The sequence below is a fragment of the Myroides pelagicus genome (assembly GCF_009711055.1).
In the GTDB taxonomy this organism is placed as follows: Bacteria; Bacteroidota; Bacteroidia; order Flavobacteriales; family Flavobacteriaceae; genus Flavobacterium; species Flavobacterium pelagicum.
In genome coordinates, this window is sequence record NZ_WMJY01000003.1 from 1 (window position 1) to 21,007 (window position 21,007).

Genomic DNA, 21,007 nt, shown 5'->3' on the forward strand with positions numbered 1-21,007 from the left:
GTCCAATATGTCTTAGAACGTGTCTTCTTGTTTATTTTCGCTTGTGTTTCAAAGCGAGCGCAAAAGTAAAACTATTTTCGAAACTCGCAAAACTTTTTTTAAAAATATTTCTAAACCAGTTTCTCGCAAGCCCCAGTTTTACTGAAGCGGACTGCAAAGATACCACCTTATTTTTTACTTATCCAAATTTATTTTTGTTAAATTCTTTTAAGTCTCTTAAAGTATGTATTTACTCTTTACTTTTCTCTTAGTTATCTATGATCGTCTGCTTGATTGCGGGTGCAAAAGTAGACCTTTTTTATTCCCTTCCAAANCTACTCAAATTAGTAACTTATTTCCTTCCCTGTAAAATCACATAAGGCCTAACTACATTATTACCCATTTTATCTTTTACCTCCTCATGATAGCGCCATAATTCAATACTCCTAAAACCAATATTAGTCATTAATCTAATCAACAAATCAATCTTATGATTATTAAAAATGTTTTCAACAACGAATGGTAGGGTCTCCGCAAATTTTGGATCAACAAAAGACATAACAACAGAACCATCAGCCTTTAACACTCTATAGATTTCTTGTAAATATTTACTAGGTTGATCCCAAAAATAAATAACGTTAACACAAAAACAATGATTTAATATATTTGCTCCTAAATCTAGACAAGGCCCCGAATCCTTATATAAAAGACTAATTCTAAAATCCTCTCCTAACTCCTTAACAACTTTAAGAGCTCCTTCGATCATAACCTGCGAAATCTCAAAACCAATATATTCAATATCACCTTGTTTTTTAAATAAATAATCGAGATGTTTCGCATTTCCAAAACCAAATTCTAAAACCCTGTCCCCTGGCTCTAAATTAATTCTGTCAATTGTTTTATAAATCATATTAATGTTGGATTTAAACATAACATCACCTAATTTCTCACCCTCACTACCCGAAGGACATCTTAATTGCATAGCTAAATTAAAATTATCAACCTTACTCATCTTAATATCTAAACAATAAGCCCTTAAGTGCGACAAACATAAGGGCTTATTAACAAAAATAAACTAACAACTCACTAAACAACATAATAACTATTACATGTTTTAGCTAAACAAAATATATTTACAGTTAATAAACTGTACAATACCATATTTACCTCGTAATTAGGAAAACCTTAGTATTAGAAAATACTCATTAAACAGTACTCCTACAATTCTAAGACCAAAGATATTCTTTATTTTTATTTAAACCAAATAAGATATATGGAATTTCATAAAAAAAGTGCAACATTACTGAAGCACTTTCTAAATTATAAATGAAAAATAATTTAAGCTTAATCCATAATTTTAGGTAAAAATACCTCCGCCATCATACAACGAGCACTACCTCCACCACAAGCCTCTATAGTGTCTAAACTACTATGCAAAATTGGACAGTGCTTTTCAATAGCTTCTACTTGTACATCCGTTAAACTATTAAAAGCTTGAGTAGACATAACTAAAAACAATTCATCATTATCTCCTTTAACCTGTAACATGTTGCCTGCAAAATTCTTAACTTGTTCTTCTGTAATAGTAATCACTTCTTTTCCCGAACTCTTCAACGCGTTTAAAACAGACTTTCTTTCTTGCTTATCATCAATACAGTCAGCGCATATGACTACAAAATTTTCAGCTAAACACATCATTACATTAGTATGATAAATATGTTTACGTTCACCATTTACTGTCTGAAACGCCTCAAATATCACAGGATCATTTTCAAACTCCTCACAAAATTCAATTACCAAACCTTCATCTGCTCTAGGCGAAAGTGCACAATAAACTTTTTCATTAACTCTATCTAATAATAAGCTACCTGTACCCTCTAAAAACAATTCATCATCTTCCGCAGAAGTATAATCCCAAATATCTGAAATTTCAAACCCCTTTTCTTCTAATAAATCTAATATATCCTCTCTTCTTTCTGCCCTTCTATTTTCAGCAAACATCGGATAAAGAACCACTTCTCCTGATTCATGAAAAGAAATCCAATTATTAGGAAAGATACTATCAGGAGTATCTAGATCAATAGTATCATCTACAACAATTACATTAACGCCAACCGATCTAAGCTTTTCAACAAAGGTATCAAACTCATGCTGTGCCTTAACATTTACTGTAGCAGGAGTAGTATTATCTAAAACTTTTTGATAATAATTATTAACTGCTGTTTGTTCATTCATACGAAACGCAACTGGGCGAATCATTAAAATTGTATTAGTTGTCTGATTCATATCTATATTATTTAATCACGAATTAATGGTAAAGTAGAACACCTTAACAAACCTTCTTGTTTTGCAATCTCGTTATAAGAGACTTCCTCAACAGTAAAACCTCTATCAATCAACCAAGTATTTAACCTGGTAAAACTTCGTTCCGATACAATTACGGTAGGAGAAATAGAAAACACGTTAGAATTCATATTATACATTTCCTCCCTATCGATATGAAACAAATTTTCAAAACCGAAAATATCAACTAAACTATTATACTCACTCTCATTATAAAAACCATCCTTATAAATAATAGCCTTATCAAGTCCAATCGGCTGAAAACAGCAATCTAAATGCAAAGCATTATCCCTTGCTTCTGTATTAGACTTAACCAAATCGAAACTTAACACTTTTTTATTAGGAAATAAATCTTCAATAAACTTAACACCTGCCATATTAGTACGTGCAGTGATTTGCTCTTTATAATCATCTCTTTTATAGGTCCCAATGAATATATAGTCATTCCACACCATCACGTCACCTCCTTCAAAATGAACATCATCAGGAGCTGTAACGATACGATCTGGATCAATCTGATCAATAACTTCATGAATAGCAGTTAATTCACGATCGCGATCTGGTAATATATTTGCTTTAATAAACATATCATCAATTACAAATCCAATATCACGAGTAAATATCTGATTATAATTATCTATTATTTCTGGACGAAATACCTTTATGTCATATTTCTGAAATACCTTATTCACTTCATCCATTTCTGAAACCATATCAGCCTCAATAGGATAAGTTCCAGCTTTTATATGCTCTAAAGATTTTGGATCATAAGCTTCCTCAACTGTTGGAATTGGTCCATTACTGGTAGCTACACCAAGGACCACAGCCCGCAAACGAGCTGTTTCGTTTTTAATATTTAATTCTAACATATCAAATGTGTTTTGCACAAATATAGTAAAACACAAGTAATACAACTACTACAGGCTTAGCATAAAAACAAAAAAGCTACACAAATGTAGCTTTTATTTTCTTTTATTTTCTTTTATTATCTATTATCTATTATCTATAGGAACGAATTCTCTCAAAGGTTCACCTACATAAACTTGACGCGGACGACCAATAGGCTCTTTATTAATTCTCATTTCTTTCCATTGTGCAATCCAACCTGGAAGACGCCCAATTGCAAACATTACTGTAAACATTTCAGTAGGAATACCTAAAGCGCGATAAATGATACCTGAATAAAAGTCAACATTTGGATATAAGTGTCTTTCTACAAAATATGGATCTTTTAATGCTGCTGCTTCTAATTTTTTTGCAATTTCTAATACTGGATCATCAACACCTAATTTTCCAAGTACATCATCAGCTGCTTTCTTAATAATACGAGCTCTTGGATCAAAATTCTTATAAACACGGTGACCAAAGCCCATCAAGCGGAATGGGTCTTCTTTATCTTTAGCTTTATTCAAATATTTTTCAACATCTCCACCATCATTCTGAATCGCTTCTAGCATTTCCAACACCGCTTGATTTGCACCTCCATGTAGTGGTCCCCATAGAGCAGAAACTCCTGCAGAGATTGATGCAAAAAGACCAGCATGAGAAGATCCTACAATACGTACTGTTGAAGTAGAACAATTCTGTTCATGATCAGCATGTAGCACAAATAACTTATCGATTGCATTTTTAACTACTGGATCAATTTCGTAAGGTTGAGTTGGTATCGAAAACATCAATCTTAAAAAGTTATCCACATAACTCTGTGTATTATCATAATAGTTAAGTGGGTATCCCTTAGCTTTCCTATATGTCCAAGTAGCAATTACTAAAAATTTACTCATTGTTTTACAAACAGCCTCGTATAAATCCTTCTCACACTCTGCATTAACTACTTTCGGATTAAAAGCCGTTAGCGCACTAGTTAGAGAAGCTAATACACCCATTGGATGTGCAGTTTTTGGAAAACCATCTATGATATTTTTCATCTCTTCATCTACTAAAGAATACTTACGAATATCTTTCTCAAATAGTTCAATTTGCTCTTTAGTTGGTAATTCACCAAAAATAATTAAGTAAGCTACTTCTAAAAAATTTGATTTATTTGCAAGATCTTCAATTGAATATCCTCTATATCTTAAAATACCTTCTTCACCATCAAGATAAGTAATAGCACTTTTGCAAGAACCTGAGTTTTTATAACCTGGATCGTATGTAATAGCACCTGTTAAGGCACGTAATTTCAACACGTCAATAGCTACTTCATTTTCAGTACCTACAATTGTTGGAAATTCGTGTCTTTGGCCATCGACCTCTATATAAGCTGTTTTAGACATATTTTGTTTTTTTTATTTTTTTACTAGTTTCTTAAAATCCTAACGTTTTATGCTTTCAAAACGATTTCAGTAGGAAAGGTAAGAATTAATATGCATACATACAAGTTAAATTAATAGAGAAAAACAATATAAAAACATTAATACAATCCTTTCACAATCATATTACCCTTATAAAAAAAACATAATAGTGCAAATAGCAAATTCGTAACAAAATACCTAAAAACATAAATAAAAAAAAACAGCCCTAATATAATTAGAGCTGCTTTATGGCAATCAAAACACTATTTTATTTTAAATGCTTTATTCTGTGGGTAATACGCTATATCACCTAATTCTTCTTCAATTCTAAGTAGCTGATTATACTTAGCCATACGATCTGATCTAGAGGCTGATCCCGTTTTAATCTGACCACAATTAAGCGCAACAGCTAAATCCGCAATTGTATTATCTTCTGTTTCTCCAGATCGATGAGACATTACAGATGTATAACCTGCATTCTTCGCCATATTCACTGCCGCTATAGTTTCTGTCAATGTACCTATCTGATTAACCTTAATTAAAATGGAATTTCCAATATTTTCATTAATTCCTCTCTCAAGACGCTCAACATTAGTTACGAATAAATCATCTCCTACTAATTGAACTTTATCTCCTATTTTTTCTGTCAAATATTTCCATCCTTCCCAATCATCTTCATACATACCATCCTCAATCGAAATAATAGGATACTTACTTACTAATTCCGCTAAATAATCAGCTTGTTCTTTAGCTGAGCGAATTTGCCCTTTATCTCCCTCAAACTTAGTATAATCGTATTTACCGTCTACATAAAATTCAGATGCTGCACAGTCCAAAGCAATCATTACTTCATCACCGAAACTATAGCCAGCATTCTCAACAGCAATTTTGATAGAATCCAGCGCATCCTCCGTACCTTCAAGAGTTGGAGCAAATCCTCCTTCATCACCCACAGCTGTACTAAGACCTCTACCATGAAGTACTTTTTTCAAATTGTGGAAAATCTCAGTACCCATTTGCATAGCTTCACTGAAATTTTTTGCTTTAACAGGCATAATCATAAATTCCTGAAAAGCAATAGGCGCATCAGAATGAGAACCTCCATTGATTATATTCATCATAGGAACTGGCAGTGTATTTGCAGAAACACCCCCTACATATCTATACAAAGGCATTCCTAACTCAGCTGCTGCCGCACGAGCTACAGCTAAAGAAACTCCTAATATAGCATTAGCTCCTAAATTTCCTTTATTAGATGTACCATCAATACTAATCATTAACTGATCAATATAGTTCTGCTCAAAAACACTAAGTCCTATTACATTCTCAGCTATGATAGTATTAACATTTTCAACCGCTTTTCTAACACCTTTACCCATAAAAGTATTACCTCCGTCACGTAATTCTACAGCTTCATGTTCTCCTGTAGAAGCTCCGGAAGGTACAGCTGCTCTTCCTAAAAAACCAGCATCAGTTACTACATCTACTTCTACAGTAGGATTACCACGTGAATCTAAAATCTGACGTGCGTGAACACTAACAATTGTACTCATATTTTTATTGTGTCTTAAAATTTAGTATAAACAAATTTACGAATAAAAAACCACCTAAACGTATCCGATAATCTTTATCACACTTAAATATACTAAAAAAGTAGCTAATAGTTAGCTACTCTTTTTTACCCATATTTGAAACAAACTGATCAAACAAATATCTAGAATCGTGTGGCCCTGGAGAAGACTCTGGATGATATTGAACTGAAAAAACATCCTTATCTTTCATTTGCATACCAGCAACTGTACCATCATTCAAGTGCAAATGTGAAATCTCAAACTCAGCATGCTCTAAAACATCTTCTTTAATCACAGCAAAACCATGATTTTGAGAAGTTATCTCTCCTTTACCACTAATAGTATTTAAAATAGGATGATTAACTCCTCTATGACCACTAAACATCTTGAATGTATTAATACCTTTAGATAGACCAATCAATTGATGTCCTAAACAAATACCAAAAACTGGCAAATCACCCCCTAGAATAGACTCGACAACTGGAAGTACACCTAATTTACCTAAAGCGCTTGGGTCACCAGGTCCATTAGACAAAAATATACCATCAGGGTTAAATGCTAATAATTCCTCATAAGAGCTATTATATGGAAACACTTTGACATAACAATCTCTTTCAGCTAAACATCTTAAAATATTAGTTTTAATACCGAAATCTAAAGCTGATACTTTATAAGTTGCATTCTCGTCACCAAAAAAGTAAGCCTCTTTAGTTGAAACCTTTGATGCTAACTCTAACCCATCCATACTAGGAACTTCCTTAACAAGTTCTCTTAGCTCATCTATTGGTTTACCATCAGTTGAAATTACAGCATTCATTGCACCATTATCTCGAATATAAGCTGTCAACGCACGAGTATCGACATCAGATATTGCAACTAACTGATGTTTATCTAAATAATCAAATAAATCAGATTCAGAATTTGCACGAGAATGATTATAACTAAAATTCTTACAAACTAATCCAGCAATCTTGATTCCATCTGAATCAACTTCATCAACATTTACACCATAATTCCCTATATGAGCAGTTGTAGACAACATAATCTGACCATAATATGACGGATCTGTGAATATTTCTTGATATCCTGTCATTCCAGTATTAAAACAAATCTCACCATAAGCAGTACCCTTAATACCTACAGATTTACCATAGAAAACTGTTCCGTCCTTTAGCACTATTACAGCAGTGTCTCTTTGATTATATTCCATTATTTAAAAATTAGTTGTATTGAAATTTCGACAAAAATAAAACAAAAAAAAAGACATTCTAAAAAAGAATGTCTTTTTATATTATAATTTACAATATGTAATTACAGGATTACTCATTAACTTGAGTATCAGTAGATTCACTTACAGAAGCTTCAGCTTCAGAAACTTTCTTTTTACCTCTACGAGTAGATTTTTTAGCCTCTTTTTTAGCTACATTGTATAGCTCGTTAAAGTCTACTAACTCAATCATAGCCATATCAGCGTTATCTCCTAAACGGTTACCCAATTTGATTATACGAGTATAACCACCTGGACGATCACCAACTTTAACAGCAACTTCTCTGAATAACTCAGTAACTGCTTCTTTTTGTCTTAAGTAAGAAAAAACAACACGACGATTATGAGTATCGTCTGTTTTAGCTTTAGTTACTAATGGCTCAATATACTGTTTTAAAGCTTTAGCTTTTGCAACAGTAGTATTTATACGCTTGTGCTCGATTAAAGAACAAGCCATATTAGCTAACATAGAATTCCTATGACCAGCTTTTCTACCTAAATGATTTATTTTTTTTCCGTGTCTCATTACTTTCTAGAATTTAGACTTAAAGCCTAGATTATTCTTTATCTAATTTGTATTTTGATAGATCCATACCAAAATTCAGTCCTTTTACAGCAACAAGTTCTTCTAATTCAGAAAGAGATTTTTTACCAAAATTTCTAAACTTCATTAAATCATTCTTGTTGAAAGAAACTAAATCTCCTAATGTATCTACTTCAGCCGCTTTCAAACAATTTAATGCTCGAACTGAAAGATCTAAATCTACCAATTTAGTTTTTAGAAGCTGTCTCATATGTAATGATTCTTCATCATACGACTCAGTTTGAGCGATTTCATCAGCCTCTAAAGTAATTCTTTCATCAGAGAACAGCATAAAGTGATGAATCAACGTCTTTGCTGCCTCAGTTAGAGCATCTTTTGGATGAATTGAACCATCTGTAACAATATCAAAAACTAACTTTTCGTAGTCAGTTTTTTGTTCTACACGATAGTTTTCAATAGCATACTTAACATTCTTAACTGGAGTATATATAGAATCCGTAAAGATAGTTCCGATAGGTGCATTTGGCTTTCTATTCTCTTCAGCAGCAACATATCCTCTTCCTTTTTCGATAGTAAGATCTAAAGTAATAGACACATTAGCATCAAGGTTACAAATTACTAAATCCGGATTAAGAACTTGAAAACTAGAAATAAATTTTTGAAAATCACCAGCTGTCATTTGTTCCTTACCAGAGAAAGAGATACTAACATTTTCGTTATCAACATCTTCAATTTGACGCTTGAAACGAACTTGCTTTAAGTTAAGAATGATTTCTGTTACATCCTCAACAACACCTGCTATAGTAGAAAACTCATGATCTACACCTTCTATACGAACTGAAGTAATTGCATATCCTTCAAGTGAAGATAGAAGAACTCTTCTTAATGCATTACCAATTGTCAATCCATATCCCGGTTCCAAAGGTCTAAATTCGAATTTACCTTTAAAATCGGTCGAATCAATCATGATAACTTTATCGGGCTTTTGAAAATTAAATATTGCCATATTTGTTTCGACTGAAAGTCAATTATTATTTGTTGTACAACTCTACGATTAACTGTTCTTTAATGTTTTCAGGAATTTGAAGTCTTTGAGGCACAGAAACGAAAGTACCTTCTAAAGTTTCAGTATTCCATGTAATCCATTCATAAACAGCACTAGAATTAGATAACGAACGTTCGATAATTTCTAGAGTTTTTGATTTCTCACGAACTGCAACTTTATCACCAGGTTTTAGTTGATAAGAAGGAATATTTACTAACTCCCCATTAACAGTAATGTGTCTATGAGAAACAACTTGACGTGCAGCACGACGTGAAGGTGCAATACCCATTCTGAATACAACATTGTCTAATCTAGACTCACATAATTGTATCAAAACTTCACCTGTCACTCCACGAGCAGCAGCAGCTTTCTTATATAAATTACGGAATTGTTTTTCTAAAATACCATAAGTATATTTAGCTTTTTGTTTCTCCATTAACTGGATAGCATATTCAGATTTTTTACCTCTCTTCTTTGCTAAACCATGTTGCCCTGGAGGGTAATTTCTTTTTTCAAAAGATTTATCATCTCCGAAAATAGCTTCGCCGAACTTACGAGCGATTTTTGTTTGTGGACCAGTATATCTTGCCATTTCTAAAAATTAAAAAAGGTAGGGATTATGAATTCAGGTCACTTTCCTCCGATAATCTATTCCTACCTTTGGTTATACTATAAATTAAACTCTTCTTCTCTTTGGAGGACGACATCCGTTGTGAGGAATTGGAGTAATATCAATAATTTCCGTTACTTCGATTCCTCCATTATGTAATGATCTGATAGCAGATTCTCTACCGTTTCCAGGTCCCTTTACATAAACTTTTACTTTTTTCAATCCTGCCTCAAGTGCAACTTTACCGCAATCTTCTGCAGCCATTTGAGCAGCATAAGGAGTGTTCTTTTTAGAACCTCTGAACCCCATTTTTCCTGCTGATGACCAAGAAATTACTTCTCCTTTTTTGTTTGTAAGAGAAATAATGATATTGTTAAACGTCGCATTAATATGAGCCTCACCTGTTGCTTCAACAAGTACTTTACGTTTTTTTGTATTCGCTTTAGCCATATTACTACTTATTATTTAGTTGCTTTTTTCTTGTTAGCAACTGTTTTTCTTTTACCTTTTCTAGTTCTAGAGTTATTCTTAGTTCTTTGTCCTCTTAATGGAAGACCAACTCTATGACGAATTCCTCTATTACATCCGATATCCATCAAACGTTTGATGTTTAATGAAATCTCAGATCTTAATTCACCTTCGATAGTGTACTGAGCTACAGCTTCACGAATTGCTCCGATCTCTTCGTCGTTCCATTCTGAAACTTTCTTATCTTCGCTAACGTTTGCTCTTTCAAGAATTTCTTTTGCTCTGCTTGAACCAATTCCGAAGATATAAGTTAAAGCAATAATTCCTCTTTTGTGTTTAGGTATATCTACCCCTGCGATTCTTGCCATAATTATCCTTGTCTTTGTTTAAATCTAGGATTCTTTTTATTAATAACGTAAAGTCTACCTTTTCTACGTACTATAATGCACTCGGCACTTCTTTTTTTAACTGATGCTCTTACTTTCATTTTAATAGCCTCTTTAATATCTATAAGTAATTCTTGCTTTAGTCAAATCGTAAGGACTCATTTCAAGTTTTACTCTATCACCTGGTAACAACTTAATGTAATGCATACGCATTTTACCAGATATATGAGCGATCACGATATGTCCATTTTCTAATTCTACGCGGAACATTGCATTAGAAAGTGCTTCTATAATTGCTCCGTCTTGTTCTATTGCTGCTTGTTTTGCCATAAAAATTAAGCTGTTGCTCTCCTATTTTTACCACTCGTCATCATACCATCATATTGCTTGTTAAGCAAATACGAATTAATCTGTTGTATAGTGTCAATAACAACACTAACCATAATTAATAACGAAGTTCCTCCATAAAACATTGCCCAATGATCTTGAACTCCTATAACACTTTTCATGATTGCAGGAAATACAGCTATAAGCGCAAGAAATAATGAACCTGGGAAAGTGATCAAAGACATAATTCTGTCTAAGAAATCAGCTGTCTCACTACCAGGGCGTACACCCGGTATAAATCCACCACTTCTCTTTAAATCATCAGCCATTTTATTAGTAGGCACTGTAATTGCGGTGTAAAAGTACGTAAAAATTATGATTAATAAAGCAAAAAGCAAATTATACTCCCATCCAAATACATTATGAAAGGTTGCACTAATTGATTTTGCAGTATCTGAAGTTGATAATCCCGCTACTGCCGCTGGCACGAACATAATCGCTTGAGCGAAAATAATAGGCATTACTCCTGAAGCGTTAAGCTTTAAAGGAATCCATTGACGGTTTCCACCTAACATTGATTGATCATAAGTCCCTGAAGCACTTCTTCTTGCATATTGAACAGGAATTCTTCTAACGGCAAGCGTCAATAAAATACAAGCTATAATGATTAACAACCATACAATTACTTCTATTACCACTAACATTAGTCCTCCATTGTTATCTGTTGTTCTTGATTGAAACTCTTGCACAAAAGCCATTGGCAATCTAGCAATAATACCAACCATAATTAACAATGAAATTCCATTTCCAATACCTTTATCAGTAATCTTTTCACCTAACCACATTGCAAAAACAGTTCCGGTAACTAGTATAATTACTGAAGAAAACAAGAATGAGAAAGAGTTGAAACCTAGCAAAAATGCATCCGATGGTAATTGTAGGTACAAATTATAAATATAACTAGGCCCCTGAAGTAAGGTAATACCAATAGTCAACCATCTTGTTATCTGGTTCATCTTCTTTCTACCGCTTTCTCCATCATTTTGTAGTTTCTGTAAATACGGAACAGCTATTCCCATTAATTGAACTACGATAGAAGCAGAAATATAAGGCATTATACCTAAAGCGAAAACAGAAGCTTGCGAAAATGCTCCTCCTGTAAACACATTAATTAACCAACCAACACCTTGATTAGTTTGCTCTGTTAAAGCTTGCAATTTTGTAGCGTCAATACCTGGAAGGGTTACTTGTGTACCGAAACGATACACAAGTAATAATCCCAATGTTATTAAGATCTTATTTTTTAGTTCTTCAATCTTCCAAATACTGGCTAATGTTTCAAAAAACTTCTTCATCTTGTTTACTAAGATTTTATAACGTTACAATTTCTCCTCCTACTGCTTCAATAGCCTGTTTAGCTGAAGCAGAAAATTTATGAGCAGAAACTTTTAATTTAGCTTTTAATTCGCCACGTCCTAAAACCTTAACTAAACCATTTTTAGAAGCTAGACCTAAATCTACTAAAAGAGCGAAATCTACAGTATCTGTAACTACGCCGTTGTCAACTAAACCTTGTAAAGTCTCTAAATTAACAACATCATATTCTACTCTATTAATATTTTTAAAACCAAATTTTGGTACACGTCTTTGAAGTGGCATTTGCCCTCCTTCAAATCCAATTTTTCTCGAATATCCAGAACGTGATTTTGCTCCTTTATGTCCTTTTGTAGAAGTTCCTCCTTTTCCAGAACCTTCACCACGACCAACTCTTTTATTTTGGTTGTGTACTGAACCGTTTGCTGGTTGTAAATTACTTAAATTCATACTTTACAAAATTATTTAATTTCTTCTACAGAAACTAAGTGTTGAACTTTTTTTACCATTCCTAAAACTGCACTAGAAGCATCATGTTCTACAATTTGTCCAATTTTACGAAGTCCTAAAGCCTCTAACGTTCTCTTTTGATTAAGAGGACAGTTGATTTGGCTTCTTACTTGTTTTACTTTTATCTTTGACATAACTCTTTCAAATTAACCTTTAAATACTTTTTCTAAAGAAATTCCTCTCTGTTTTGCAACTGTAGAAGCACTTCTTAAGCGTAATAAAGCATCGAAAGTAGCTTTAACCACGTTATGCGGGTTTGATGAACCTTGAGATTTTGATAATAAATCTTTTATCCCTACAGATTCTACAACTGCTCTCACAGAACCTCCAGCAATTACTCCAGTACCCAAAGATGCAGGCATCAATAATACTCTCGCTCCACTGAATTTACCTTTTTGCTCGTGAGGAATAGTATGACCATTCAAAGGAATTCTAACTAAGTTCTTTTTAGCATCTTCTACCGCCTTAGCGATTGCCTCAGAAACATCTTTCGATTTACCTAAACCATGACCCACTACACCGTTCTCGTCTCCTACAACAACTACAGCTGAGAATCCAAATGCACGCCCACCTTTTGTTACTTTAGTTACACGATTAACACTAACCAAACGATCTTTTAAATCAAGACCACTTGGTTTTACAAATTCTACGTTTTTATAATTTTGATACATAACTAATTAGAATTTTAATCCAGCTTCTCTAGCACCTTCAGCTAATGATTTAACACGTCCGTGGTATAAATAACCATTTCTGTCGAAAGATACATTTTCTATACCGGCTTTTAAAGCTTTTTCTGCAATTAGTTTCCCAACTGATGCAGCAGTTTCACTATTGGCTCCTCTTGTTATACCAGCTTCTCTTGAAGATGCTGAAGTTAGAGTTACTCCATTCACGTCATCTATGATTTGAGCATAGATTTCTTTATTACTTCTGAATACAGAAAGTCTTGGTTTTACTGAAGTTCCAGTAACCACCTTTCTAATTCTGAATTTTATACGTTGTCTTCTTTCAGATTTTGTTAATGACATAGTCTTAATTTTTAAGCTGATTTACCTGCTTTTCTTCTTAACTCTTCACCCACAAACTTGATACCTTTTCCTTTGTAAGGTTCTGGTTTACGGAATGAACGGATTTTAGCTGCTACTTGACCTACTAATTGTTTATCAAATGAAGTCAATTTCACTAATGGGTTTTTCCCCTTCTCAGAAATAGTTTCTACACCTACTTCTGGAGCAATATCTAATAAAATATTATGAGAATAACCTAAAGCTAAATCTAACTTTTGACCTTGGTTAGAAGCACGATATCCTACCCCTACCAATTCTAAAGTGATTGTAAACCCTTCAGATACACCTGTAATCATGTTGTTAATTAAACTACGGTATAGACCGTGCTTAGATCTGTCATCTTTTGAATCAGATGAACGCTCTATTACAACATTATTTTCTTCAACTTTAACACTAACTGCATCAAATTTCTGAGTAAGCTCTCCTAATTTACCTTTAACAACTATCTCTCCTTCTTTAACGTCAACCGTTACTCCAGCAGGGATTGCTATTGGACTTTTTCCTATTCTTGACATCTCTTAGTCTTTTTAAATTAGTATACGTAACAAACTACTTCTCCACCAACATTTTGTTGTTTCGCTTGTTTTCCAGTCATCAATCCTTTTGATGTTGAAATAATAGCGATTCCTAAACCATTTAAGATTCTAGGAAGATCAGCTGCAGAAGCGTATTTACGCAAACCTGGTTTACTAATTCTTTGGATATCTCTAATTACAGACTCTTTAGTGTCCTTATCATATTTTAAAGCTATTTTGATTGTTCCTTGAACAGAACTATCATCAAACTTATAGCTTAAGATATATCCTTGATCGAATAAAATTTTCGTGATTTCTTTTTTAAAGTTAGATGCTGGTATCTCAACCACTTTGTGGTTAGCACGTACAGCGTTTCTAATTCTTGTAAGAAAATCTGCTATTGGATCTGTATACATTGTTTTTACCTTTAAATCTTAATTACCAACTTGCCTTTTTAACTCCTGGTATCAATCCATTATTTGCCATCTCACGGAAAGTAACACGAGAAATACCGAATTGACGCATATACCCTCTTGGTCTTCCCGTTAGTTTACATCTATTGTGCAAACGTACTGGTGAAGCATTTTTAGGTAATTTTTGTAACCCTTCGTAGTCACCAGCTTCTAAAAGAGCTTTTCTCTTAGCAGCATATTTATCTACTAATGCTTGTCTTTTAACCTCACGGGCTTTCATTGATTCTTTAGCCATACTTAATTCTTTTTAAAAGGTAATCCTAATTCAGCAAGTAAAGATTTCGCTTCTTTATCTGTTGGTGCAGATGTTACGAAAGTGATATCAAAACCAGCGATTTTGTTTACTTTATCAATATTGATTTCAGGGAAAATAATTTGCTCAGTTACACCTAAGTTATAATTTCCTCTTCCATCAAATCCGTCAGATTTTATTCCTTGGAAATCTCTAACACGTGGTAAAGCAGAAGTTACTAAACGATCTAAGAACTCATACATTTTCTCTCCACGTAAAGTTACTTTAGCTCCAATAGGCATTCCTTTTCTCAATTTGAAAGAAGCAACGTCCTTTTTAGAGATAGTAGCAACTGCTTTTTGTCCTGTAATTTTAGTTAACTCTTCTACTGCATAGTCAACTAATTTCTTATCAGATACAGCTGCTCCAACACCACGGCTAACAACGATTTTCTCAAGTTTTGGAACTTGCATAACGTTTTTGTAACCAAATTCCTCAGTAAGAGCAGAAATTATTCTGCTTTTATATTCTTCTTTAAGTCTTGGTAAATAAGCCATAACTATAATACTTGATTTGATTTTTTAGAAACTCTCACTTTTTTTCCATTTTCCTCTTTGATAGCTACTCTAGTAGCTTCATTAGACTTAGGATCAATAATCGCTAAGTTAGAAATATGAATTGGAGCCTCTTTTTTAACAATTCCACCTTGAGGGTTAGTAGCACTAGGCTTAACATGTTTTGAAATGATGTTTAACCCTTCAACAATAGCTTTGTTTTTTTCACGTAATACTCGTACAATTTTACCTTCTTGACCTTTATGATCACCAGCAATTACTCGTACTGTATCTCCTGTTTTTATCTTTAGCTTAATCATCTTTTGAAAGAATTATAACACCTCTGGTGCTAATGATACAATTTTCATGAATTGTTTTTCACGAAGCTCTCTCGCTACTGGACCAAAAACACGAGTTCCTCTCATCTCACCTGCAGCATTTAACAATACACATGCGTTATCGTCAAATCTGATGTAAGACCCATCGGCTCTTCTCACTTCTTTTTTGGTACGTACAACAACTGCAGTTGATACAGCTCCTTTCTTAACGTTTCCGTTTGGAGTTGCTTCTTTTACTGAAACTACAATTTTATCTCCTACAGAGGCATAACGACGTTTCGTTCCTCCTAACACGCGGATAGTCAAAACTTCTTTTGCTCCCGTGTTATCTGCTACTTTAAGTCTAGATTCCTGTTGTACCATAATTATTTCGCTCTTTCAATGATTTCAACTAATCTCCAACATTTCGATTTAGATAATGGACGTGTCTCCATAATTCTAACTGTATCTCCAATGTTGCAGTTATTTGTTTCGTCGTGCGCAACATATTTCTTAGTTTTCAACACGAACTTTCCGTATAAAGGGTGCTTTACTCTCTTTACTTCAGACACAACAATAGATTTCTCCATTTTGTTGCTAGTAACAACACCTATTCTTTCTTTTCTTTCTTTTCTATTTTCCATCTTTCGGCAGAATACAATTATTGTAACTCTCTTTTACTTAACTCTGTCTTCACTCTAGCGATGCTTCTTCTAACCGATTTGATTTGAAGAGGATTCTCTATTGGAGAAATCGCGTGAGCAGATTTTAAGTTATTATATGCGCTAACCAATTCTGTTAATTGGTCTTGTAATTCAGCTACAGATAGATTTACTATTTCTGATTGTTTCATGATAAATTTTAGATTATGCTTCGAAATCTCTAGCGATTACAAATTTAGTTCTAACTGGAAGTTTTTGTGCTGCTAAGCGTAATGCTTCTTTTGCAACAGAAATTGGCACTCCACCAACCTCAAACATAATTCTTCCTGGTTTTACCACAGCAACCCAGTACTCTACTGCACCTTTACCTTTACCCATACGTACTTCAAGAGGCTTTTTAGTAATTGGCTTATCTGGGAAAATTTTAATCCACAATTGCCCTTCACGTTTCATAAAACGAGTCGCTGCAATACGAGCCGCTTCGATTTGACGAGAAGTGATAAATGCAGAGTCCATAGATTTGATACCAAACATACCATTTGAAAGTTCATGCCCTCTTTGAGAAATCCCTTTCATTTTACCTTTCTGTACCTTACGGTATTTTGTTCTTTTAGGCTGTAACATTTTTCTTCAGTTTAAAAATTACTTTCTTTTGCGTTGGTTCGTTTTACCTTTATGAGATCCTGCTGATTTAGATTGTTTTTTATCCATACCAGCTAACGGAGAAAGATCTCTTTTACCGTAAACTTCACCTTTCATGATCCACACTTTAATTCCCATTCTACCGTAAGTAGTATGAGCTTCAGCAAGTGCATAATCAATATCAGCTCTGAAAGTTGATAAAGGAATACGTCCATCTTTGAAAGTTTCAGAACGTGCCATCTCAGCACCATTTAAACGACCAGAAATCATAACTTTAATTCCTTCAGCGTTCATTCTCATCGCACCAGCTATAGCCATACGAATTGCACGACGATAAGAAATTCTGTTCTCAATTTGACGTGCGATACTTGCAGCCACAAGATATCCGTCTAATTCAGGACGTTTGATTTCAAAAATGTTAATCTGAACTTCTTTATTAGTAATCTTCTTTAACTCCTCTTTTAGCTTGTCTACCTCTTGTCCACCTTTCCCGATAATGATACCAGGTCTAGCTGTAGTGATAGTAACGGTTACAAGTTTCAAAGTTCTTTCAATGATTACTTTTGAAACACTAGCTTTTGATAAACGAGCATGGATATACTTTCTGATTTTGTGATCTTCAGCGATTTTATCACCGTAGTCATTTCCACCATACCAGTTTGAGTCCCATCCTCTAATAATACCAAGGCGATTCCCGATTGGATTAGTCTTTTGTCCCATACTGCTTATTAATTGCTTTGTGTGTTATTATTAGCTCCCAACACGATTGTAACGTGATTTGAACGTTTTCTAATTCTATGTGCTCTTCCTTGAGGTGCAGGACGTAATCTTTTTAACATCGAACCACCATCAACTCTGATTTCTTTAACGATTAATCCAGCTTCTTCAATATTTGAATCACTGTTTTTCGCTTGCCAGTTAGCGATTGCAGATAAAAGCAATTTCTCTAAGTTACGAGAAGCTTCTTTTGAACTGAATCTTAATATATTTAGAGCTTTTTCTACTTTCTGTCCTCTAACTAAATCCGCTACTAAGCGCATTTTTCTAGGAGAAGTAGGGCAATTATTTAGCTTTGCAAAAGCAACCTGCTTGTTAGCCTCTTTAATTTGCTCAGCTCTCTCTCTTTTACGAACTCCCATAGCTTCTTATTATTTTTTACCTTTATTCTTTGCACCAGCGTGACCTCTAAACGATCTTGTTGGTGAAAACTCTCCTAATTTATGTCCTACCATGTTCTCTGTTACATAAACAGGAACAAACTGACGACCATTATGCACTGCAATAGTTTGTCCAACGAAATCTGGAGTAATCATAGAAGCTCTTGACCAAGTCTTAACAACCCCTTTATTTCCTCCTTCAATATTTTGTTGAACTTTTTTCTCTAATTTAAAGTGAACATAAGGTCCTTTTTTTAACGAACGTGCCATCTCTTAATCTTTTATTTCTTTCTACGTTCAACAATATACTTATTACTCGCTTTAACTTTAGAACGCGTTCTGTATCCTTTAGCAGGCATCCCGTTTCTTGAACGTGGGTGTCCTCCTGATGAACGTCCTTCTCCACCTCCCATTGGGTGATCTACTGGGTTCATCGCTACAGCTCTAGTTCTTGGTCTTCTACCTAACCATCTTGATCTACCAGCTTTTCCTGATACGATTAATTGATGATCGTGGTTAGAAACTGCACCAATCGTTGCCATACAATCTAACAAGATTAAACGGATCTCTCCAGAAGGCATTTTGATTGTAGCATATTTACCATCTCTTGCAACTAATTGCGCAAAAGTACCAGCCGAACGAGCAATTACAGCTCCTTGTCCTGGACGTAGTTCAATACAAGAAATAACAGTTCCTAAAGGAATATTTCTTAAAGGCATTGCATTACCAACTTCTGGCGCTGCATCTGGACCTGAAACTACAGTTTGTCCAACTTTGATACCACTTTGTGCAATGATGTATGTTTTTGCACCATCCGCATAAGCTAATAATGAAATAAAAGCTGAACGGTTTGGATCATACTCGATAGTTTTAACTGTAGCTGGAATACCAACTTTAGCTCTTTTAAAATCTACCACACGGTATCTTTGCTTATGACCACCACCCATATAGCGCATGGTCATTTTCCCTTGACTATTTCTACCTCCAGATTTTTTTTTCGGTGCTAGTAAACTACGCTCCGGCTTATCAGTTGTTATAGCGTCAAAACTATTCACAACTCTAAAACGCTGACCTGGGGTAATAGGTTTTAATTTTCTAACTGACATTATTTATTAGATATTTGAATAAAAGTCTATACTCTCTCCTTCTTTCAATTGAACTACTGCTTTCTTATAAGCATTAGTTTTAGCGTTGATCATACCACTTTTTGTGTATTTCACTGAACGCTCTGCACCATAGTTCATAGTATTTACACTAACAACTGTAACTCCATAAGCAGCTTCCACTGCTTTTTTAATCTCAATTTTGTTAGCTTTTCTATTCACTACGAAACCAAAACGACCAAAAACCTCACTGTCTTTAGTTATTTTTTCTGTAATTATAGGCTTAATTAAAACACTCATCTTCCTATTATTTACTTAAATTTTCAACAATACCAGCCACTGAACCCTCTGTAAGCACTAAACTTCCTGCGTTTAAAATCGCATAAGTACTTAATTCTGAGTTAGTTACAACAGCAGCCTTCTCTAAATTGCGTGATGACAAATATACATTTTTATTTGATTCACCCAACACAAATAGAGATTTTTTATTTTCCAACCCTAATCCTTTCAATACATTAATGAAATTCTTAGTACTTGGAGCTTCAAAGTTAAAGTTTTCAACAACGATTAAATTTGACTCTTGCACTTTAATTGAGAATGCAGATTTTCTCGCTAATCGTTTTAAACTTTTGTTTAATTTTAAAGAGTAAGTTCTTGGTCTAGGTCCGAAGATTCTTCCTCCCCCTCTGAAAACTGGAGACTTAATACTTCCTGCTCTTGCAGTACCAGTTCCCTTTTGTTTCTTAATCTTGCGAGTACTTCCAGAGATCTCAGCTCTTTCTTTAGCTTTATGAGTACCTTGTCTTTGATTTGCTAAATATTGTTTAACATCAAGATATACTGCATGATTGTTTGGCTCTATACCGAATACTGAATCTAAAAGTTCAACTTTTCTACCAGTATCTTTTCCTGTGATATCTAAAACTTTTACTTCCATTACTTCTGAATGATTACATAAGAGTTTTTGTGTCCTGGAACTGCTCCCTTAACAACAAGTAGATTTTTATCAGCAACTACTTTTAAAACTCTAAGGTTTTGTACTGTTACATTTACTCCTCCTGTTCTTCCTGCCATACGCATTCCTTTGAATACTCTAGAAGGATAAGAAGATGCACCTACTGAACCTGGCGCTCTCAAACGGTTCTTTTGACCGTGAGTAACTTGTCCAACTCCACCGAATCCATGACGTTTTACAACCCCTTGGAATCCTTTACCTTTAGACACACCTTGTACGTCTACAAACTCACCTTCTAAGAATAAATCCACAGCGATTGCATCACCTAACTTATACTCTCCAGCAAAATCTTTAATTTCAACAACTTTTCTTTTAGCAGATGTTCCAGCTTTTTTAAAGTGACCTAACTCAGCTTTAGTAGCATGTTTATCTGATTTGTCATCGAAACCAAGTTGTAACGCTTCATACCCGTCAACCTCAATGGTTCTGACTTGGGTAACGACATTTGGAGTAACTTCGATTACTGTACATGGAATGTTTTTTCCATTTTCGTCGAAAATACTAGTCATGCCGATTTTTTTACCAATTAACCCAGACATAAATATTAATTAT

The 21,007-nt window shown here is 34.1% G+C and carries 34 protein-coding genes; all 34 read right to left on the bottom strand.

The genetic code is table 11. The features are described 5' to 3' along the window. Positions 1-331: 331 nt before the first annotated feature. The 34 genes from GJV77_RS02005 to rplC all read right to left on the bottom strand — a co-directional run bounded on the left by GJV77_RS02005 (position 332) and on the right by rplC (position 20,994). Positions 332-991: a class I SAM-dependent methyltransferase gene (locus GJV77_RS02005; RefSeq protein ID WP_155034690.1), complete on the bottom strand. Its 660-nt coding sequence runs from the start codon at positions 989-991 to the stop codon at positions 332-334. Positions 992-1,323: 332 nt separating this feature from the next. After that, complete coding sequence (gene ctlX, locus GJV77_RS02010; protein ID WP_155034691.1) at positions 1,324-2,265, bottom strand: citrulline utilization hydrolase CtlX; 942 nt, start codon at positions 2,263-2,265, stop codon at positions 1,324-1,326. Positions 2,266-2,276: 11 nt separating this feature from the next. Beyond that, positions 2,277-3,191: a dimethylarginine dimethylaminohydrolase family protein gene (locus GJV77_RS02015; RefSeq protein WP_155034692.1), complete on the bottom strand. Its 915-nt coding sequence runs from the start codon at positions 3,189-3,191 to the stop codon at positions 2,277-2,279. A 123-nt stretch (positions 3,192-3,314) separates the two neighbouring features. Continuing rightward, the gene (locus GJV77_RS02020; RefSeq protein ID WP_155034693.1) at positions 3,315-4,598 is read right to left on the bottom strand and encodes a citrate synthase; all 1,284 of its coding nucleotides are present in this window, start codon (positions 4,596-4,598) and stop codon (positions 3,315-3,317) included. A gap of 281 nt (positions 4,599-4,879) precedes the next feature. Then, positions 4,880-6,169, bottom strand: a complete 1,290-nt coding sequence (gene eno, locus GJV77_RS02025; protein ID WP_155034694.1) for a phosphopyruvate hydratase — start codon at positions 6,167-6,169, stop codon at positions 4,880-4,882. A gap of 115 nt (positions 6,170-6,284) precedes the next feature. Then, on the bottom strand, positions 6,285-7,397 hold the full coding sequence (gene carA, locus GJV77_RS02030) for a glutamine-hydrolyzing carbamoyl-phosphate synthase small subunit (protein ID WP_155034695.1): 1,113 nt from the start codon (positions 7,395-7,397) through the stop codon (positions 6,285-6,287). Positions 7,398-7,506: 109 nt separating this feature from the next. Next, a complete protein-coding gene (gene rplQ / locus GJV77_RS02035; RefSeq protein WP_155034696.1) occupies positions 7,507-7,980 on the bottom strand; it encodes a 50S ribosomal protein L17 in 474 nt (157 codons plus the stop codon). Positions 7,981-8,011: 31 nt separating this feature from the next. Continuing rightward, positions 8,012-9,004: a DNA-directed RNA polymerase subunit alpha gene (locus GJV77_RS02040; RefSeq protein WP_155034697.1), complete on the bottom strand. Its 993-nt coding sequence runs from the start codon at positions 9,002-9,004 to the stop codon at positions 8,012-8,014. A gap of 25 nt (positions 9,005-9,029) precedes the next feature. Continuing rightward, positions 9,030-9,635: a 30S ribosomal protein S4 gene (rpsD, locus tag GJV77_RS02045; protein ID WP_155034698.1), complete on the bottom strand. Its 606-nt coding sequence runs from the start codon at positions 9,633-9,635 to the stop codon at positions 9,030-9,032. Between the two features lie 84 nt (positions 9,636-9,719). Further along, positions 9,720-10,103 carry a 30S ribosomal protein S11 gene (gene rpsK, locus GJV77_RS02050; RefSeq protein WP_155034699.1) on the bottom strand — a complete coding sequence of 128 codons (384 nt, stop codon included), beginning with the start codon at positions 10,101-10,103 and terminating at the stop codon, positions 9,720-9,722. 11 nt (positions 10,104-10,114) lie between these two features. Beyond that, on the bottom strand, positions 10,115-10,489 hold the full coding sequence (rpsM, locus tag GJV77_RS02055; protein WP_155034700.1) for a 30S ribosomal protein S13: 375 nt from the start codon (positions 10,487-10,489) through the stop codon (positions 10,115-10,117). Between the two features lie 2 nt (positions 10,490-10,491). Next, positions 10,492-10,608 carry a type B 50S ribosomal protein L36 gene (gene ykgO, locus GJV77_RS02060; RefSeq protein WP_002987490.1) on the bottom strand — a complete coding sequence of 39 codons (117 nt, stop codon included), beginning with the start codon at positions 10,606-10,608 and terminating at the stop codon, positions 10,492-10,494. Positions 10,609-10,621: 13 nt separating this feature from the next. Next, positions 10,622-10,837 carry a translation initiation factor IF-1 gene (infA, locus tag GJV77_RS02065; RefSeq protein WP_155034701.1) on the bottom strand — a complete coding sequence of 72 codons (216 nt, stop codon included), beginning with the start codon at positions 10,835-10,837 and terminating at the stop codon, positions 10,622-10,624. Positions 10,838-10,842: 5 nt separating this feature from the next. Further along, a complete protein-coding gene (gene secY, locus GJV77_RS02070) occupies positions 10,843-12,189 on the bottom strand; it encodes a preprotein translocase subunit SecY (RefSeq protein WP_155034702.1) in 1,347 nt (448 codons plus the stop codon). A 16-nt stretch (positions 12,190-12,205) separates the two neighbouring features. Next, positions 12,206-12,658: a 50S ribosomal protein L15 gene (gene rplO / locus GJV77_RS02075; protein ID WP_155034703.1), complete on the bottom strand. Its 453-nt coding sequence runs from the start codon at positions 12,656-12,658 to the stop codon at positions 12,206-12,208. An 11-nt stretch (positions 12,659-12,669) separates the two neighbouring features. Next, positions 12,670-12,852, bottom strand: a complete 183-nt coding sequence (gene rpmD, locus GJV77_RS02080) for a 50S ribosomal protein L30 (RefSeq protein ID WP_155034704.1) — start codon at positions 12,850-12,852, stop codon at positions 12,670-12,672. 12 nt (positions 12,853-12,864) lie between these two features. Continuing rightward, entirely contained in the window at positions 12,865-13,389 is a 525-nt protein-coding gene (rpsE, locus tag GJV77_RS02085; RefSeq protein WP_155034705.1) for a 30S ribosomal protein S5, read from the bottom strand. Between the two features lie 6 nt (positions 13,390-13,395). Next, positions 13,396-13,746: a 50S ribosomal protein L18 gene (gene rplR, locus GJV77_RS02090; RefSeq protein WP_155034706.1), complete on the bottom strand. Its 351-nt coding sequence runs from the start codon at positions 13,744-13,746 to the stop codon at positions 13,396-13,398. An 11-nt stretch (positions 13,747-13,757) separates the two neighbouring features. Further along, positions 13,758-14,300 (bottom strand): 50S ribosomal protein L6, encoded by a 543-nt coding sequence (rplF, locus tag GJV77_RS02095; RefSeq protein WP_155034707.1) that lies wholly within the window; start codon positions 14,298-14,300, stop codon positions 13,758-13,760. 17 nt (positions 14,301-14,317) lie between these two features. Beyond that, positions 14,318-14,716, bottom strand: coding sequence for a 30S ribosomal protein S8 (gene rpsH / locus GJV77_RS02100; protein WP_155034708.1), 399 nt, complete (start codon positions 14,714-14,716; stop codon positions 14,318-14,320). Between the two features lie 22 nt (positions 14,717-14,738). Beyond that, positions 14,739-15,008 carry a 30S ribosomal protein S14 gene (gene rpsN, locus GJV77_RS02105; RefSeq protein ID WP_155034709.1) on the bottom strand — a complete coding sequence of 90 codons (270 nt, stop codon included), beginning with the start codon at positions 15,006-15,008 and terminating at the stop codon, positions 14,739-14,741. A gap of 2 nt (positions 15,009-15,010) precedes the next feature. Then, on the bottom strand, positions 15,011-15,562 hold the full coding sequence (rplE, locus tag GJV77_RS02110; protein ID WP_155034710.1) for a 50S ribosomal protein L5: 552 nt from the start codon (positions 15,560-15,562) through the stop codon (positions 15,011-15,013). 2 nt (positions 15,563-15,564) lie between these two features. Continuing rightward, positions 15,565-15,879: a 50S ribosomal protein L24 gene (gene rplX / locus GJV77_RS02115; protein ID WP_155034711.1), complete on the bottom strand. Its 315-nt coding sequence runs from the start codon at positions 15,877-15,879 to the stop codon at positions 15,565-15,567. 12 nt (positions 15,880-15,891) lie between these two features. Next, positions 15,892-16,260 carry a 50S ribosomal protein L14 gene (gene rplN / locus GJV77_RS02120; RefSeq protein ID WP_155034712.1) on the bottom strand — a complete coding sequence of 123 codons (369 nt, stop codon included), beginning with the start codon at positions 16,258-16,260 and terminating at the stop codon, positions 15,892-15,894. Between the two features lie 2 nt (positions 16,261-16,262). After that, positions 16,263-16,520, bottom strand: coding sequence for a 30S ribosomal protein S17 (rpsQ, locus tag GJV77_RS02125; protein WP_155034713.1), 258 nt, complete (start codon positions 16,518-16,520; stop codon positions 16,263-16,265). A 17-nt stretch (positions 16,521-16,537) separates the two neighbouring features. Next, positions 16,538-16,729: a 50S ribosomal protein L29 gene (rpmC, locus tag GJV77_RS02130; RefSeq protein WP_155034714.1), complete on the bottom strand. Its 192-nt coding sequence runs from the start codon at positions 16,727-16,729 to the stop codon at positions 16,538-16,540. Positions 16,730-16,742: 13 nt separating this feature from the next. Then, positions 16,743-17,162 (bottom strand): 50S ribosomal protein L16, encoded by a 420-nt coding sequence (gene rplP / locus GJV77_RS02135; protein ID WP_133712297.1) that lies wholly within the window; start codon positions 17,160-17,162, stop codon positions 16,743-16,745. 18 nt (positions 17,163-17,180) lie between these two features. Then, the gene (gene rpsC, locus GJV77_RS02140) at positions 17,181-17,900 is read right to left on the bottom strand and encodes a 30S ribosomal protein S3 (protein ID WP_155034715.1); all 720 of its coding nucleotides are present in this window, start codon (positions 17,898-17,900) and stop codon (positions 17,181-17,183) included. An 8-nt stretch (positions 17,901-17,908) separates the two neighbouring features. Then, on the bottom strand, positions 17,909-18,319 hold the full coding sequence (rplV, locus tag GJV77_RS02145; RefSeq protein WP_155034716.1) for a 50S ribosomal protein L22: 411 nt from the start codon (positions 18,317-18,319) through the stop codon (positions 17,909-17,911). A 9-nt stretch (positions 18,320-18,328) separates the two neighbouring features. Beyond that, positions 18,329-18,607, bottom strand: coding sequence for a 30S ribosomal protein S19 (gene rpsS, locus GJV77_RS02150; RefSeq protein ID WP_155034717.1), 279 nt, complete (start codon positions 18,605-18,607; stop codon positions 18,329-18,331). Positions 18,608-18,618: 11 nt separating this feature from the next. Next, on the bottom strand, positions 18,619-19,443 hold the full coding sequence (gene rplB / locus GJV77_RS02155; RefSeq protein ID WP_155034718.1) for a 50S ribosomal protein L2: 825 nt from the start codon (positions 19,441-19,443) through the stop codon (positions 18,619-18,621). A gap of 6 nt (positions 19,444-19,449) precedes the next feature. Next, entirely contained in the window at positions 19,450-19,740 is a 291-nt protein-coding gene (rplW, locus tag GJV77_RS02160; protein WP_155034719.1) for a 50S ribosomal protein L23, read from the bottom strand. Positions 19,741-19,747: 7 nt separating this feature from the next. Further along, positions 19,748-20,377, bottom strand: a complete 630-nt coding sequence (rplD, locus tag GJV77_RS02165) for a 50S ribosomal protein L4 (RefSeq protein WP_155034720.1) — start codon at positions 20,375-20,377, stop codon at positions 19,748-19,750. Further along, entirely contained in the window at positions 20,377-20,994 is a 618-nt protein-coding gene (gene rplC / locus GJV77_RS02170; protein ID WP_155034721.1) for a 50S ribosomal protein L3, read from the bottom strand. Before rplC ends, rplD begins: the two co-directional genes overlap by 1 nt. Between the last annotated feature and the right edge of the window lie 13 nt (positions 20,995-21,007).